This is a genomic window from Leptothoe sp. EHU-05/26/07-4 (genome assembly GCF_043421015.1).
Classification (GTDB): Bacteria; Cyanobacteriota; Cyanobacteriia; order Phormidesmidales; family Phormidesmidaceae; genus Leptothoe; species Leptothoe turfae.
The window spans coordinates 335,441-353,277 of record NZ_JAXSQV010000008.1 but is presented as its reverse complement, the minus strand read 5'-3'; the positions used below and the strand labels follow the sequence as shown (position 1 = coordinate 353,277).

Here is a 17,837-nt window from a genome sequence, read left to right as displayed (position 1 = left end):
GCCCATTTGCGTGAGTTGAATGTTACCACAGACTCTTGCAAGTTGCTGTTCAACTCATGCCTGCCCACGGATCAATGGGCAGGGTCGTTAGCGGCTACGTCGAATCACAAGCGATGTGTTGATTCCCCCAAATCCAAAGGAGTTGCTTATGCCCACTTCGATATCGGCTGCCTGGGTTGTTGTTCCTACAAACCCGTAAGCAGAAGCAATGGGATGCCTCAGGTTTAAGTTTGGGTGCAGAAACTGTTGATTCATTTGCACCAGTGTCGCCGCCGCTTCTACAACTCCCGCTGCATGAAGGCAATGGCCGGTCAATCCCTTTGTAGCATTAATTCCGACACTGTTTATATGCTTTCCGAACACATCTTTCAGAGCTTTTGCCTCGGTCTCATCCCCAATCAGAGAACTTGTCCCATGGGTATTAACGTAGTCCACTGCTTCAGGTGATGTGTTAGCTTGCTCAAGGGCCAATCCCATGGCTCGAGCTTCTCCTTCAACGCTGGGATGACTGAGGCGATGGGCATCTAGACAGGTCGCTGCACCGGCTATGTGGCCTAGGATCTCTGCCCCACGGGTTTTGGCGCAATCAGCGGATTCAAGTATTAAACAAGCACTACCCTGACCGTAGATAAACCCCTCGCGATCTCGATCAAATGGGCGACATGCTTGCTCGGGGTTAGTTTTAAATCGATTGCCTCCCAAGGCTCCTGCATTACGGAAGGCTTGCAGTTCCATGGGAGAAAGGTCCGTCATGGCCCCGACGACCAAACAGATATTGGCAATACCGTATCTGATCTGCCGCCAGGCCTGTAGAACTCCCATGTTGCCACTGGCTGAGGCCCCTCCCACAGTGCAGCCCTCCCCCTTAATTCCCAAGACCTCGCTCAAAATGCCCACATGATCTGTATCCAGGAAGTGCAGGGCGTAACTCGCAGGCATAAAGTCCAACGTTTGCGAGAATTTCTCACATATCTGGTATTGGTATCCTGGCGAAATATTGTTTCCCGCAACGATGAGATTGGCTGACTCCAGGGGCATATCTTCAGCTGGACCAAAGGCATGAATTCTGGCTTCAAGGGCGGTTAGAAGTGACAGTTGGGCAGCAAGCGGAACTCGATGCCCGGCTCTTCGGGCACGGGAGTAAAGTGATGGTGGCAACTTGAGAGCCGCGAGTCTCTCTTTAAAATCCCATGGAGATATCCGCCCGGCGACGCCCAATCCGTCGCCGACATCTGCGGTGATTCCGCAGACACCTGCTTGCAAGGCCCGAGTAAAGGCATCCCTGTCACCACCGATGGATGTAATGATGCCGATACCTGTGACGACAACGTCTCTTAACACCTGAATCTACTCTGTATGCATCCTGCTGTGCAGAAAATCCACTAATCCTTGGATACTCTTTACCCCTGCGAGTTCGTTCAAAGGAAATTTGACTTCCAACGTCTCCATCGATTGGACGACGACATCAGCCCGGTCAATGGAATTTGCCCCCAGGTCTTTCATACTTTGTTGTGGATCAATTTCCACAGAGTCTAACTCTGGAAGAATTTCCCGCAAGTTACCTGTAACTACATCGAATATTTCTGACTTTGTTCTGAGCGCCATAGGTAGAAGTGTGTGAAAACGCTAAATAAACCTTGCCCACGCCCAGAACGGTTGTTTTAACCGAGAAGAACCTACGGGGTTCAACTTGGACGTAGTTCACCTTAATTTACAATCAATGTTAGTCGATAAACTTCGAGAAAGGTGTAAGAGTTGTTAACAAGGTCTAACTGAAAGGGGCTCAAAAGGTCTCGGATTTGAGGTTAGGACTGATCAAATTTTTCAATAAACCTTGATAACTAAAGTTATGAGAGTATTAATGTACCATGAGTAAGGTCATTTGGATGTTTTCAGGGCAAGGCTCCCAATATTTCGACATGGGGCGTGATCTCTACAAAGCAAATCCTGTATTCCGAGACAGGATGCAGGCTTGTGATGCTCACTGTGAACGTCTCCTGGGGTTTTCGATTTTGGAGATCATCTACCCCAGGGCTAATGTATCTAAATCTGCACCGTTCGATAATCTCCACCACACCCATCCAGCGCTCCTATGTATCCAATATAGTTTGGCCCAAACCCTCTTAAGTCAAGGAATGAAACCGGATCTGATGCTGGGTTATAGCCTGGGTGAATGGGTGGCACTCTCTGTATTTGGTGTCTTGCCATTTGCGGCTGCCTTGGAATCAGTTGTCGAGCAGGTGGACCTGTTGAAACGATGTACACCACCGGGTGGCATGCTCGCCGTTATGGCATCGCCAGATATCGTAGATTCTTCCCCTGTTTATCAGGACATGGCGATCTCAGCTCATAATTTTCGCAACCATTTTGTCCTGTCTGGACTCAAGCAATCCATAGATTGTGTTCAGGCCCACCTCCGGGCAAGTGAAATCACACACCAGCGCCTACCGGTTACCGTCGCGTTTCACTCGCCTGCCATGGATGCAATTGAAATGTACTACAAGGCTCAAGGTCATCGAAAATATCCTCAATCCCTGACAATTCCACTAGTATCTCTTGCTTATACAGAAATCCTGGATATCTTACCTGAGGATTTCTTGTGGAATATACTGAGACGCCCGGTATTTTTTGAAAAGACTATCCGGCGACTTGAAGCAGATGGCGATTATCATTTTGTGGATCTGGGGCCATCGGGCACTTTGGCAACGTTTTTGAAGTACCTTCTGACGCCCGACTCCCACTCTAAAATCTCCCCGATCCTGACACCCTTTCAACAGGCCCAGGTAAATCTGGAGCGATTGGAGTCTGCCCTATAAGGGAAACTACTGACATTGTTGATTGCTGATAACTCGTAAATATACTGATTTCTTCGGATCATTCAAAGACTAAAAAGAAATACATTCGTAAATATACTGATTTCAAGATACTCGTGAATACACTGGTTTCTCCGGAGTGTTCAAAGCAAAAAAAGAACATCTATAATTATTGCGAGCTTGGATAATCACGCTATAATCCAGCTTGTTCCTGTAATTATTTGTGGTTCGTTACATATTTGTGGTCCATGTCGATAAGTGTTATCGGCATCATCAGGGAGTTTGACGACGAACATGAACGCTAATAGTTTGATTTATGTTTTTCCTGGCCAGGGAACTCAAGTGCCAGGAATGGGTGACGGGCTGTTTGAGAAATTTCCAGATATTACAAGAGCTGCGGATGAAACGCTCGGTTATTCCATCAAAACCCTGTGTCTTGATAATCCTGACAACAAGCTCAACCAAACTGAATATACCCAGCCTGCACTTTACACAGTTAATGCGATGACCTACCTGAGCATTAAACAAGAGACTGGGCGAGTTCCTGATTTTGTGGCTGGCCACAGTCTTGGAGAGTACAACGCGCTCTTTGCTTCCGGGGCTTTTGACTTTGTTTCAGGCCTCAGGCTGGTCCAAAAACGAGGCGAACTGATGGCCCAGGCCACGGGAGGTGGAATGGCCGCAATTATTGGCTTAACCAGAGACCAGATACGCGATGTGATGCTGCTCTATGGCAGCCCTGACGTGAGCATCGCTAATCTGAATTCACCAAAACAAACCGTCATTTCAGGGTCTATGTCGGTTATTAATGATATCCAATCTTCATTTGAGGAGGCAGGAGCCAAGTTGTTTTTGCCCCTGCCAGTTAGCGGTGCCTTCCATTCACGCTTTATGGAATCAGCCCGCAGGCAGTTTGAAGCATTCCTGAAAAGCTTTCAATTCAACCGACCTAACATACCGGTGATCTCCAACGTGGAAGCATCACCCTACCCGAGCGGAGGAATTGCTGAACTCCTGGCCAAACAAGTCACTTCGCCTGTTCGTTGGGTTGAATCAATGCAATATTTACTCAGGCAACCCAACCCAACGTTTAAAGAAATTGGACCGGGAGATACCTTGCAAACTCTCCTTCATTACATCATGAATTAATATGTTCCAACTTGTGTTTAATGTAACGGTTTTCCTGAAGAGTTGCTGTCTGTTAATTCATTTTATTTCTATATAAAATCTGTTTCATGGACTGTAGCTTGCTACACTGAATTTAGTCTGTTGAAAATATTAGACAAGAGATTGCTGGTTCCAGGAGATTGTCGAGTCGCTATTGCCTATATAGGTGTTATTTGCTGGTGAGAACCTAGGAAAATCCCCGGAGTATTTATGCGGGATAAAAAAATAGCTGTTCTAAAATCCGACCATCCTTTGCTGATGAATCATGTCGTGTTAACCCGTCCAATTTTACCGGCGGTGGGTTATTTCGATATGATCTTTGAGTCGATGTCCCATGTTTTAGATCCCAGTCAATTAGGGGTGTTTCCATGGAAGGTTAGTAATGCGTTTTGGCTTGCTCCTTTGAGTGTCTATCAACGTGCGCTTGCCGTTGAACTTGAGCTTGATAGGACTCCGCAGGGGTTTGACTATCGCATCTTGTCTGGTGGAGAGCAACAATTAATTATCCATGCCTCAGGTTCTCTAGGTGTTAGGGAGTCGATTGAAATCCAGAGGTCTGAGACGATTGACGTGGAGGCTCTAGTGGGTGAACTCCCCAACCAGTTGGACGCAAGCGCCGTTTACCAAACGTTTGAAGACAATGGCATTGCCTATGGAGAACCGTTTCGCTGCATTGAATCCTTTTATTTTAGTGAATGTGCTGCTGTGGGTCATCTGGTGCGTCCCACAGCTGTAGTGGGTCACCCTGATTGTTTTCCCGGTCTTCTGGATGCGGCGATTCAGTGCGTCCTGCTTTTGGTGCGTCAGATACATCCCACTGTAGCGGTGTGTGTCCCATTTTTCCTCGGAGAAATATTGGTTCACGAGGCTCCTGGCAACCAGTGTTTTTGTCTGGCAACGCTTAAAACAGAAGGCCATAACGACAGTCATTTTTCCTTTGACGTCCAGTTAGTGAGTGAGGGTGGCAAACTTTTAGGTGAAATGCAAGATCTTTGTATCCGGGCATTTTTCCCTCAGAAAACTGGTAAGGCAGGAGGCAGCCACCATCAAAGTGATAATGAGCAAAATGGTGAGATGGCGATCGCATCTCCTCGCCTTTGGGCTGTAGCATCCACCTTCACGGCAGAACCACTCGAAGCGCCGCTGATGGATCTGAGCCGACAATTAAGCTGGGATACACGGGTGGAGTTCGCTCCGTACAACCAGATTTATCAAGAGTTTCTGAATCCCCGCAGTTTGCTCTCCCAAAATCGTTCCGGTGCCAATTTTCTAGTAATTCGACTTGAAGACTTTCAAGCCAGTGTTTCAGAGGCTGGTGTCTCTATTGACTCTGAAGATAACAATTCATTGCCAACTGGTGATGAATGTTATCAACTCCCCAATGGGATGACGATTGCCAATCTGAATCCATACGAAACTCGGTATCTATACCACGAGATCTTTGTTGAACAAACCTATCTGAAGAACGGGATTGTTCTAGAGGAAGGTGATGTGGTTTTCGATATTGGTGCCAACATCGGTATGTTTTCGATGTTTGTTGCCCAACATTGTAAGGGTGCTCGTATTTTTGCCTGTGAACCTTCGCCTATCTGTTTCCAAATTCTTGAACAAAATTTATTCCTGCATGCTCCCGGGGCCACAGCTCTGCCTGTTGGCGTTGCGGATGACGATCGAGAAGCGCCGTTTGTGTTTTATCCAAAATCATCGGTGTTTTCAGGATTTCACGCCGACGATCAAGAAGATGGCCATGCTCTGCGTCAGGCAATTATTAATGAGTATTCCCAACGGTTCGAGGCGACGGACATGGAGACCCTGGGAGAGCACCTCGACGGTATGGTCGATGCCAGGCTTCAGAAAGAGACGTATCAATGTCAGTTGAGATCGCTGTCGAGTCTGATCACAGAATATCAGATCGAGGAAATTGGCCTGCTGAAGATCGATGCTGAAAAATGTGAATGGGATATTCTCAGCAGCATTGCACCTGATGATTGGCCAAAGATCCGGCAGATTGTAGTTGAGGTTCACGACCAAGAGAACTGGAAATTGTCACAGCGGGTTACGGCTCTCTTGCGTGAAAAAGGTTTCGAGATTTCAACTGTCGAAGAAGATCTGTTGAAAGGGTCCCTGCTCTGTAATATCTATGGAAAACGTACCCGGTCAGCCATGTCCGCCAGACGATCGGCGCTAGAAATAGGCATCCAGAGCAATCTCGAAGATTGGGTGTCTCTGCTCAAGCGAGCTGCTGCCAGCCGGTCGTTGCCCCATCTGGTAGTGGTATGTCCGCCGTCAGTCAAGGCCTTAGCAATGCTATCCAACGAGTTTCTGCAAACAACGGAGGCCTGGCTACAGGAGACATTGTCCCACGAGGATGGGATTGATGTGATATCGATGACTGACCAGGCGTCGGTTTATGACTGGGGAGATTACCACGATCCTGTGCGCGATGCTATGGGGCACATTCCCTACACCCCTCGGTTCTTCACTGGACTGGCCTCGAACATAGTCCGTCGTCTTCATTGTAGACAGCGCGAACCGTACAAGGTAATTGCCCTCGATTGTGACAACACTCTCTGGTCGGGAATCGTCGGTGAAACGGGTGCCTCAGATATTGTTGTTAACAACGATTTTCAAATATTGCAAACGTTTATGCTGGCCCAAAAGCAGCAGGGTATGCTGCTGTGCCTGGTCAGTAAGAATGATTTGGCGGATGTCCGCCGTGTTTTTGAAACACGGGACGATATGCGCCTGAAATGGGATGATTTTGTTGCCTGTCGCATCAACTGGCAACCCAAATCCGACAACCTGAAGAGTCTGTCCGAGTCCCTGGGTCTGGGTCTGGAGAGCTTTGTTTTTCTCGATGACAGTCCGATCGAATGTGCTGAGGTGCGAGCCCATTGTCCCCAGGTGTTGACGCTGCAATGCCCCGCTGCTGAAAAGGACATTCCTTCATTTCTTAATCACGTCTGGGCCTTTGATCATGCCCGCAAAACCATAGAAGACGGTCATAGGACAGAACTTTACAAACAACAGGCAAGGCGCGAAGACTTTCGTCGGCAGGTGTCCAGTTTCGCGGAATTCATTGAGAGTCTTGAACTGGACATTCGCATAACGGAGCCGTGCCCTGACGACTTGGCTCGCATGGCACAGTTGACCCAGAGAACCAATCAGTTCAATTTTGCCAAGCGTCACTACTCCGCCACAGAACTCCGCCAGCTGAGTGAAGAAAGCACGGTGGGGAGTTTGGCCGTTAAGGTTGCGGATCGGTTTGGTGACTATGGCCTGTGTGGCCTGATGGTTTTTCGTGCGATCGCAGATTGTCTTAAAATCGATGCCTTTCTATTGAGCTGTCGTGTGCTAGGCAGGGGCGTGGAATATGCCATGATGGCAGCCCTGGGTAGGGAGGCAGAAAAACGGGACCTTGGGACTGTGGAAGTGGCCTTTATCCGAACGCCCAAGAATCACCCTGCTGAACAGTTTTTGCAAGAACTGGGCAATCCCCTGCGGCACTCAGAGAACAATGTTGAAGTCTTCTCGTTTTCTGCCTCCGAATTGTCTCGTTTGCAGTTTGTCCCGCCCGAGCAGGTCCCGGACGATATGGAGGCATCCGTCACGGCGGTGATGCCTGCCACGGGGGCATCACCTGCGGCCTTTATGCAGCGTCTGGCGGAGCATGGCGGCTTCCTTGAACCTGATGAGAGTTTGCCCGTTACTCCCAACCCCATTATCCCCAACATTAAACCCGGCGGCGGCGATACCGATGCAGCTTTGCAGCGCATTGAGGACATGGTGACAGCGAGCGTGAGGAGTTGTTTAGACTCACCAGCCGTCGCCATTGACCGCGTCAAGCCATTTTCCGAATACGGTGTTGACTCCATGGCCAACATCAAGTTGGTGGTGACGCTCAATCAAACCTTTGAGATTGTGCTGCCTCCTACGACGCTGTTCGACTATGTCTGTGTCAGGGATTTGAGCGCCTACATTTATCACGATTACCCCGAGGTGGTTGAACGTTTGCGAGCGGCTGAGTCAGCCAAGGCTGAGCCCACTAAGCCCCTAACTGTTTCCCCATCGGGGGCATCGATGGATTCTGGAGGTCATCAAAGAGAGAGTTCAGCGGATACCGAACAGGACACCCAGTCAATTGCCGTCATTGGCATGGCCGGACGCTTCCCGGGGGGGCGAGACGTTCGTGCTTTCTGGCAGATGCTGCGTAACGGTGAAACTTGTATCACCGAGGTTCCCACCACTCGCTGGGATATTAATGACTACTACGATCCAGATCCGACCAAGCCTGATAAGACCTACGGCAGGTACGGTGGTTTTCTAGAAGAGATTGACTGCTTCGATGCCACATTTTTTGGCATTTCGGGCCGCGAAGCGCGGCAAATGGACCCCCAGCAGCGGGTGTTTCTAGAGGAAAGCTGGCATGCTCTAGAGGATGCCGGATATGCGGTTCGGAGTCTTGAGGGCAGCAGCAATTGGGGCGTCTTTGTCGGTGCCGATGCGGGTGATTATCAGGCCTACCTGAGAAAGGCAGGATTACCTCTGGATGCGTCTGCTTTTATGGGCAATGACGCCTCTATTCTGGCGGCGCGAATCGCCTATTTTATGAATCTCAAGGGGCCGGCTTTGACCGTGGACACGGCGTCATCCTCATCGCTCACCGCTGTTCACTTAGCCTGTGACAGTTTGCGTAAAGGCGACGTGTCGCTAGCGTTGGCAGGCGGTGTTTCTATCCATGTGATGCCTGACTTTCACATTCTGTGCAGCAAGGCCGGGATGCTTTCCGTGGATGGGAAATGTAAGGTTTTTGATGATGGGGCCGATGGTTTTGTCCCTGGCGAGTCGGCTGGGGTGGTGGTGTTGAAACGGCTGGCGGATGCCATTCGGGATGGCGACCATGTCTATGGTGTGGTTAAGGGTTCGGGCATGAACCAGGACGGTCGCACCAACGGCATTACAGCCCCCAGCAGTTTGTCTCAGACCCAATTGATCCAAACGGTGTATCGGAAGCTAGGGATTGACCCTGCGGACATTGGCTATGTGGAAGCCCACGGCACTGGTACCAAACTGGGGGATCCGGTGGAGATCAAAGCATTAACCGATGCCTTTCGGCAGTTCACCGATCAACAACAGTGCTGTGCCATTGGTTCAGTGAAAAGCAATATCGGTCACTGTGTCCATGCCTCTGGTGTCTGCGGGTTAATTAAGCTGCTGCTGTCCATTCACCATGGTCAGATTCCACCCAGTATCAACTTTTCGAAGCCGAACCAGCACATTGCTTTCGACCAAAGCCCCTTCTTTGTAAATACCCAATTACGGGACTGGGAACCCAATGCCCAAGGTCGTCGTATCGGTGTGCTGAGTTCGTTTGGGTTCAGCGGGACCAATGTGCATATGGTTGTGGAGGGGGCGGCGGCAGAACTGTCAGTGCCGCCTCAACCGTCGTCGGTTGAGGCGGCGGCGCTCTTTGTGTTCTCGGCAAAAAGTGCTGAACGGTTGCAAACTTTGATGGAGTCCTGGCGAGATTATTTATCTGATGGCCAGACTCTCAACCCCGATCAGTTTCAAGATTTGGCCTTTACCCTACAAACTGGCCGGGAATCGATGGCCCATCGACTGGCCATTGTGGCTGACGATCATGGGGAATTACGGCAGCGCATAGCAGACTTTTTGCGCAATCCGGCGACTCCGGGCTGTTTTGTTGGGGTGATGCAAGGGGGACAACATTCAGACCAAACACCAGGTGAGACAACGATTCGGGAATGGTTTGGCAGACAACAATTTGATGAAATTGCTGCAGCCTGGGTGGGTGGGTCCGTTATAGACTGGAGTGCTTTACATGTAGCAGGGCGGCGGCGGCGGCTCCATGGGCTGCCGGGGTATCCGTTTGAAAAGGATCGTTACTGGTTACCTGAAACGTCTCACCAGGGGCAAGAACAGACCTCTGAAAAGTCTTCTTTAAACCATGGCCAGGTGCCATCCCATGGGATTTCGCTGGAGCTACCGACCGCATCTCGTTTTCAACCCGCTGCGACCACCATGGGTCAGCATCGACTGACGCCGTTGGAGAGCTTTGCACAACCGCGAGAGGCGCAGCTCTCCTCATCTGCTGAGGTCCCTTCCCGTGGGTTCTTCCCATGGCACCAGGACGGCGATGGCGTCTATCACATCGTGGTGGGTGATGCGACGCCATCGTGGGCCAGCTTGGCCCAAAGTCTCGAAATGGTTGCTTCCCAGACCGATGCCAGGGTCGTAATTCTGTCGGCAGACTCGGGGTTCGCTGGGCCGAAGGACCGGAGGGGACCAGATTTGTTCCAGCTGCTTACGGAGTTCGAGCTGCCAATCATTGCCGCTGTTAAAGGTCGTTGTCGCGGAGCCAGTTGTTTATTGGTGAGCCTGTGCGATTTTATGGTGTGCGCAGAGGAGGCTGAATTCCAGTTTCAACCCCCTGGGGAGTGGCGACTGTCTCAGCGAGAGCAGGCTTTCTTGCAGGAGCGATTTGGCCCCAAAGGGGATGGGCTCTTGAGCGACCAGCGCTCGTTCACGGGCATCCAATTGAAAGCGATGGGCCTGTTGTTGCCAGTGGTTTCGGCAGATCGCGTCAATGCCCATGCTGCCAGCCTGGCATCGGAACTGGCCCAGGCACCTAAGGAAGCTTTGGTGCAATTGAGACGGCATCTGGCTCGGATGGTAATCTCCCGAGCGGCGGTGCCCCAGTCAGCCTCCGGCAGAATTGCTGGGGCTCATCCAATTCTGTCGGCGGATCTGGGCAGATCGGCACCACTGTTGTTGCAATCTGACGTTGTCCGTGCCGAGGCCTATGGAGGGGGCGTCCTGTTGGTGACTTTGTGCGATCGCAACAGCCGCAATACGTTTTCCAAAGCCTTTATCGCCGGTATCAATGAAGTCTTTGCCCTGGTACGCGACAATCCGCGTTACAAGGTGCTGGTGTTAACCGGATACGACAGCTACTTTGCCTGCGGTGGCACCCAAGAAACCCTGTTATCGATCCAGGGGGGACCGCCCGGTTCACCGACGACAAAATTTTTAGTCTTCCCCTGGAGTGCGAGATTCCAGTGATCGCGGCCATGCAGGGCCATGGCATCGGCCCTGGGTGGGCGCTGGGCATGTTTTGTGATCAGGCCATCTTCAGCGAAGAGAGCCTTTATTTCAGCCCCTACATGCAGTACGGATTCACGCCAGGAGCGGGGGCCACGTTGATTTTTCCGGACCGGTTTGGCTGGGATTTAGGTCGGGAGATTCTGTTCACAGCTAGGGAATATAAGGGCCACGAGCTGCGGTCTCGGGGAATTAACATGGATGTCCTGCCACGGGCTCAGGTGCTTGGGCAGGCCCTACAACGGGCCGGTGAACTGGCGCGACAACCCCGACATGAGCTAGTCAGGCGTAAGGCCGAACGGTCCCGTCTGCTGCGCACCCTGCTGGAGCCGAACTATGCCCAGGAACTGGCCATGCATGACAAAACCTTTGTCGGCAATCAAGAAGTGCAGGAGCGGATTCGCAAATACTACAACTCGGGCATGGCGGTGGCACCCAGCGAAGAGAAAATAGCGGTGTCATCAGCGGCATCTACCCACCCTCGCCGTGGCCAGGTCCTCGATTTTCTGCGCCGTACCCTCGCCGATGAATTGCAACTCAAGTTGGAACGGGTGGATAGCCATGGGGCATTTGTCGATCTGGGCCTGGATTCCATCACCGGGGTGACCTGGGTCCGCCGGGTCAATCAACATTACGGTCTTAGCCTGCTGGCAGCCGAGGTGTATAACCACTTTACGCTGAATAAATTTGCCGATCTGGTCCTGGCCAGGACGACGGTCCTTGACCAGGACGGTGAAGCACCCGCACCCGCCAAGGCACCGCCGCCAGCAGCTAGTCCACCGCTGCCGGTTGCTACGGCAGATGCAGACGCCGTGAAGGCCATCCTCAAAACGCTGCAGATCACCCTGGCTGAAGAGCTGTTGATCAAGCCCGAGCGCGTAAACCCTGAAACACCATTTGTGGATATGGGGCTGGATTCCATTAGCGGTGTTACCTGGGTGCGCAAGATCAACCAGCGCTATGGGGTCAAAATAACGGCGGTCGAGATCTATAGTCACCCCACCCTGCGCCAGTTTGCGGAATTTATGGCCCGGATCACCCAGGCCCCGTCGCCTGAGACGCCGCAGGCTCCATTGCTGCCGCAGGCCGAAACACCAGTCACGACTCAGGCCCCTGACCCCCTGCCCAAACCACCGCCCAAACCCCCTGTAGTCACCCCTCAGCCAAGGGCAGGCATCGCCATCATCGGCATGGCCGGGCAATTTCCCAAGGCCCCTGACCTCAATGCCTTTTGGCAGAACATCGCCCAGGGCCTAGACTGCGTTACCGAGATTCCTCAGGAGCGATGGTCCCCAGCAGACTTTTATAACAGTCGCGACCATGCTCCGAACCACCCCCCCCATAAGTGGATGGGGGTATTGGAGGATGTTGATAAGTTCGATCCGTTGTTTTTCAACATTTCTCCCCGTGAAGCGGAACTCATGGACCCGCAACAACGGCTATTTCTAGAAGCCAGTTGGGCCTGTATTGAGGATGCAGGGTACGACCCATCCTCCTTGTCCGGCAAAAAGTGTGGCGTGTTTGCGGGGTGTGGTGCCGGGGATTACGGCCTGTCCCTGGAGGCAGACGGGTTAAATGCCCAGGCCTTAATGGGGGGAGCCGCATCTATTTTGCCCGCCCGCATTGCCTACACGTTGAATCTGCATGGACCCTGCCTGGCTTTAGATACGGCTTGCTCCTCCTCCCTGGTGGCCATGGCCATGGCCTGCGATAGTTTGGTGGCTGGTAACAGTGACATGACCCTGGCGGGCGGGGTGACCGTGCTGGCGGGACCGGCCATGCATCTGATGACGGGCAATGCTGGCATGCTGTCCGCCAACGGGCGCTGCCACACCTTTGACCAGCGCGCCAATGGTTTTGTGCCTGGGGAAGGCGTAGGCGTTTTGTTAATGAAGCGGCTGGAGGACGCAGAACGGGACGGTGACCGGATCCTGGGGGTGATTCGCGGCTGGGGCGTGAATCAGGATGGTCGTACTAACGGCATTACTGCCCCCAATGGAGATTCCCAAACCCGGCTACAGCGACAGGTTTACGATCGGTTCAACATTGATCCGGCCACCATTCAATATGTGGAGGCCCACGGTACTGGCACCAAACTGGGTGATCCCATTGAGGTAGAGGGGTTAAAGCAGTCGTTTCGGCAGTACACAGACAGGCGTGGGTATTGTGCCCTGGGGGCGGTTAAGAGCAATATCGGCCATTCCCTGATGGCGGCGGGAGTGGCGGGAGTGATTAAAATTCTGCAGGCGATCCGGCATCGACATATTCCGCCCACCCTTCATTTTGAAACCCTCAATGACCAAATTGATCTGGAGGGTTCACCGTTTTATGTGAACAGTGCTGGGCAAGCATGGGTTGCGCCCCCAGGGCAAACGCGCTGTGCGGCGATCAATTCCTTTGGGTTTAGTGGCACCAATGCCCATCTGGTGATTGAGGAATATGGAGCCCTGACCGGAGACCTTGGTGTCAGTCAAGAGCGGCTGGAGTCGCCTGCCATGGTCGTTCTTTCCGCCCGCACTGAGGAACAGTTGCAGGTGTCTGGCCAAAATCTACTGACCTATTTGGAACAGCAACTGGACTGCCCGGACACCGTTGTCCCCGATCTGCTGAGTATTGCTTACACCCTGCAAACCGGTCGGCAGGCCATGGATGAGCGGGTTGGCTGGGTGGTGTCATCCCTTGACGAACTGATGCAAGCACTGCGCTCTTATCTGGCTGGTGAAACCAACGAACGGGCGCGTGGCCATGCCAAGCACGGCCAGGAGGTCCTCGGATGCCTCAATACTGACGGGGATGCCGCTGAGATGCTCAGGGCCTGGGCCAGAAAGCGCAAGTTCTCCCATATTCTGAGCCTTTGGGTGAGGGGGCTGGATGTTGACTGGCACCTGTTCTATGACCAGGGTCAGCCGCGCCGGGTGTCCTTGCCCACCTATCCATTCGCCCGACAACGATATTGGATGCATAAGGCCCGTCTGCTCTCGTCCGACGCCGGGTCAAAATCGGTAAATCTGCCGCCGCCGCTAGCTGCATCGCCACCCTCATCGTTGTCTTCACTTTTGATCTTCGAACCCGGTTGGACTGCGCATCCCGTTGCGGACCATGGATTATCAGAACCGCCATCGTTTCATGAACGTCATGTTTTGTTCTGTGGTCTTGACCAGAGCCTTGGCAGAGAGTGTGCGGCTCGTTTGGAGGGGGTGATGGTCCATCACATCCCTTCCCCAGTTCTTGCCTCAGATCAGGGGACCCTGGAAGCACAGCTAGGCCATGCCGCTCTCCAGGTCTTTAAACTCATCCAAAAACTTATCCAAGGCTTGAATTCGCCTGAGAAACTTCTTTTGCAAGTGGTGGTTCCCCATCATGGGGGAATCTGTCTGCATGGTGGCCTGATCGGCATGTTGAAGACGGCGCGGGCGGAATATAAATGGCTGGTACCGCAACTGATTGAACTGGATGGGCAGGCATTATTCTCGGAGACGGTCGCCAGGGTTAATGACTGCGCCTGCCATCCTGACGATCTACATATTCGTTATCACGGCCATGATCGCTACATCAGATCCTGGCAGGAAACCGTACCAGCCTCCACTGAAAAATCCTTTGATTGGAGGCAGAACGGCGTTTACTTGATTGTGGGCGGTGGCGGTGGTTTGGGGAGCATTTTTGCGGAGGAAATTGCCCGTAACACCCGCAGTGCCACTTTGATCCTGGTGGGGCGTTCGCCACTGGATGGTGACAAACTTGCGGTGATTGAACGAGTGCGATCGCTCGGTGTCCAGGTCGAATACAGGCAAGCCAATATCGCCGACCGAGCCGACACCGACACCCTGATTCAATCCGTTCAGCATGCCTATGGAGGCCTTGATGGCATCCTCCATTGTGCCGGTATAACCCGTGACCAGATCATTCGCGAAAAGAAAGTCGAGGACTTTGCAGCGGTGTTGGCCCCGAAGCTGACAGGCACCTTTTATCTGGATCAGGCCTCACGTCACCTTGACCTGGATATTTTTCTCCTGTGCTCTTCCAATGCGGCGGTGCTGGGTAATCCGGGGCAGGTGGACTACGCCACCGCCAATGCCTTTCAGGATGTCTTTGCCGAGTACCGCTCCCAACTTGTGATCAAGGGCCAGAGGACGGGCCGAACGGTGGCCATCGGTTGGCCCCTGTGGAAAGATGGCGGTATTCAAACCCATGGGGCGGTCCAGGCCGCATTTAAACAGCGTTATGGATTAACGCCGATGCCCACCCCTTGGGGACTACAGGCGCTATCCCAGGCATTGGCAGCGGAACAACCGCGTCTATTGGTGATGTGTGGTGATCCAGACGCGATGAGAACCAGCCTTCAGATGGCTGAACGGGGTGATGGGCAAGGTCTCGACCTGACCAGCGGTGCGCCCAACCCGGAGGCGAGTCAGATCCGCCCACAGGTGGAAACGATTTTGACCCAGATCGTTTCCGATTTGCTCAAAATCCCCACCGGAGATCTCGATCCATCGGCTCACCTAAATGTTTATGGGTTCGATTCCACCCTGTTGATCGAACTGGCAGTTCGTTTGAATACTCGACTGGGACTCGATCTGACGCCAGCAGTCTTTTTTGAGCGCCTGACCATTGCCCGCATTGCCGACTATATCGCCTCTGACTATCGGCATGCCCTGGCCAGCTTAATCCAAAGCCGTTCTAACGGCGATCAGGGCAATAATACTCAGGCCAATAATACTCAGGTCAACAATACTCAGGCCAACAGTACTCAGGCCAATGGGGTTCAGGCCAATGGGGCTCAGGCCAATGGGGCTCAGGCCAATGGGGCTCAGGCTCAACCGCAGTGCTCTGCTACGGTCAGGCAGGATTTTGTTGCTCCGGCTGAGCCCATCGCCATTATCGGTATATCGGGCAGCTTTCCCATGGCCCCTGATCTAGAGGCCTTCTGGCATAACTTAAACACAGGCCAGGACTGCATCACAGAAATTCCCAAATCAAGATGGGATTGGGCTGCCTGGTACGGCGATCCGGATCATGAGGACAACAAAACCAATATCAAATGGGGCGGCTTTATTGCTGGCGTAGACGAGTTTGACCCGCTCTTTTTTGGCATTTCTCGGGGAGAAGCGGAGTTGATGGACCCCCAACAGCGGCTGTTGATGACCCACGTTTGGAAAGTGTTCGAGGATGCTGGCTATGCCGCTGAATCTTTGTCGGGCAGTGCTACTGGTATCTTTGTCGGCACCGCCAGCAGTGGTTACCACACCCTGGTCGAAAAGACAGGAATGCCGATCGAAGGCCATACCGCCATTGGTAACCTGCCGTCGGTTGGACCCAACCGCATCAGCCATTACCTCAACTTACATGGTCCCAGCGAACCGATCGAAACCGCCTGTTCGTCTTCCCTGGTGGCAGTGCACCATGGCGTGACGGCGATTCAAAACGGTCACTGCGAGATGGCCGTGGTGGGCGGCGTGAATACGCTGGTGACACCGGACGTGCACATCAGCATGAACAAGGCCGGAGCCCTGGCTGTGGACGGTCGATGCAAACCCTTTTCAGAGCAAGCCAATGGCTATGTTCGCAGCGAAGGTGTCGGCATGCTGTTGCTCAAACCCCTGTCAGCTGCCGAGAACGATGGCGATCATATCTATGGGGTGATTCGCGGCTCCGCTGAAAATCACGGCGGTCGAGCCGGTTCGCTGACCTCGCCCAATCCCAGGTCCCAGGCTGACTTACTAAAAACCACCTACACCCGAGCAGGCATCGATCCAAGCACCGTCAGCTATATCGAAACCCATGGCACCGGCACAAAGCTGGGGGACCCCGTGGAGATCAACGGTCTGATCACGGCATTTAACGAATTACGTGAAACCTATCCGTTGCTTGCAGATGGGCTGGATGTGGGGCGTCAGGGCTGTGGTTTGGGCTCCGTCAAGTCCAATATTGGTCATACGGAATTGGCCGCCGGTGTCGCCAGCGTGCTCAAAGTGCTGCTGCAATTCAAACATCGCACCCTGGTAAAGAGTCTCCATGCTGAACGGCTAAATCCTTATATTCGACTGCAGGACAGTCCTTTCTATGTGGTCCAGGAAAATCAGCCATGGGTGGCTCTACGGGACCCCCAGGGCAAGGAGTTGCCTCGCAGAGCAGGGGTGAGTTCGTTTGGCATTGGCGGTGTGAATGCCCATGTGATTCTCGAAGCATACGATGGCACTGTTCGGCCATCGTCCCCGAGGGTCGCCTGGCCTACCCCGATGATTGTGCTGTCGGCTCGCAATGGCGATCGCCTGCGGGACCTGGTCCAAAACCTGCTGGCATGGGTTGATCGATCTGCTGTTGCGTCAGGGAGGGCCGCCCCTAGCCTGCATGGAGTGGCCTACTCGCTGCAGGTGGGGCGCACGGCGATGGCAAGCCGATTGGCGTTTGTGGCCGAATCCTTCCAGATGATGCGGCATAAACTGCGGCATTACCTCCAGGGTGCCGGTGATCCGGGGGGGCTGTTCTGCGGCGAAGTAAACGGCCAGACTTACCCTGATGTGCCTGGCCCAGATGCCAGCCAGCCACTGGTGGAACAATGCAGACAGTCCGGTGACTACAGCCGCTTGTTGGCGCATTGGGTGAATGGGGGGACCGTCGATTGGCAGCAATGTTACGGTGACATCCATCCGGTTCGGGTCAGCCTGCCCACCTATCCCTTTGCCCGCGACCGTTGTTGGGTTGGTGTCATGCCCCAGAACGGGCATCTGCCCCTTG

Annotated in this window: 6 protein-coding genes (1 of these 6 cut by a window edge); 4 read left to right on the top strand and 2 right to left on the bottom strand. The window is 53.1% G+C overall.

The features are described from left to right. Nucleotides 1-87: 87 nt before the first annotated feature. Nucleotides 88-1,341 (bottom strand): beta-ketoacyl synthase N-terminal-like domain-containing protein, encoded by a 1,254-nt coding sequence (locus U2F10_RS34630; protein ID WP_499874701.1) that lies wholly within the window; start codon nt 1,339-1,341, stop codon nt 88-90. Nucleotides 1,342-1,347: 6 nt separating this feature from the next. Then, nucleotides 1,348-1,605, bottom strand: coding sequence for an acyl carrier protein (locus U2F10_RS34625; RefSeq protein WP_006512953.1), 258 nt, complete (start codon nt 1,603-1,605; stop codon nt 1,348-1,350). 263 nt (nt 1,606-1,868) lie between these two features. Here U2F10_RS34625 and U2F10_RS34620 point away from each other — a divergent pair, with 263 nt between their 5' ends. The 4 genes from U2F10_RS34620 to U2F10_RS34605 all read left to right on the top strand — a co-directional run. After that, nucleotides 1,869-2,816: an acyltransferase domain-containing protein gene (locus tag U2F10_RS34620; RefSeq protein WP_499874699.1), complete on the top strand. Its 948-nt coding sequence runs from the start codon at nt 1,869-1,871 to the stop codon at nt 2,814-2,816. 291 nt (nt 2,817-3,107) lie between these two features. Next, nucleotides 3,108-3,962, top strand: a complete 855-nt coding sequence (gene fabD / locus U2F10_RS34615; protein WP_163696195.1) for an ACP S-malonyltransferase — start codon at nt 3,108-3,110, stop codon at nt 3,960-3,962. Nucleotides 3,963-4,190: 228 nt separating this feature from the next. Next, nucleotides 4,191-11,063 (top strand): FkbM family methyltransferase, encoded by a 6,873-nt coding sequence (locus U2F10_RS34610; protein WP_499874697.1) that lies wholly within the window; start codon nt 4,191-4,193, stop codon nt 11,061-11,063. Continuing rightward, nucleotides 11,060-17,837 carry the 5' portion of an SDR family NAD(P)-dependent oxidoreductase gene (locus U2F10_RS34605; RefSeq protein WP_499874696.1) on the top strand. 1,523 nt of this gene lie beyond the right edge of the window, so 6,778 of the gene's 8,301 nt are visible here — the first part of the coding sequence; its start codon is at nt 11,060-11,062; its stop codon lies off the right edge, out of view. Before U2F10_RS34610 ends, U2F10_RS34605 begins: the two co-directional genes overlap by 4 nt.

Coding starts and splice junctions, on each gene's coding strand:
- U2F10_RS34625 (WP_006512953.1), bottom strand. CDS start 1,605: ATGGCGCTCAGAACAAAGTCAGAAATATTCGATGTAGTTACAGGTAAC.
- U2F10_RS34620 (WP_499874699.1), top strand. CDS start 1,869: ATGAGTAAGGTCATTTGGATGTTTTCAGGGCAAGGCTCCCAATATTTC.
- fabD (WP_163696195.1), top strand. CDS start 3,108: ATGAACGCTAATAGTTTGATTTATGTTTTTCCTGGCCAGGGAACTCAA.
- U2F10_RS34610 (WP_499874697.1), top strand. CDS start 4,191: ATGCGGGATAAAAAAATAGCTGTTCTAAAATCCGACCATCCTTTGCTG.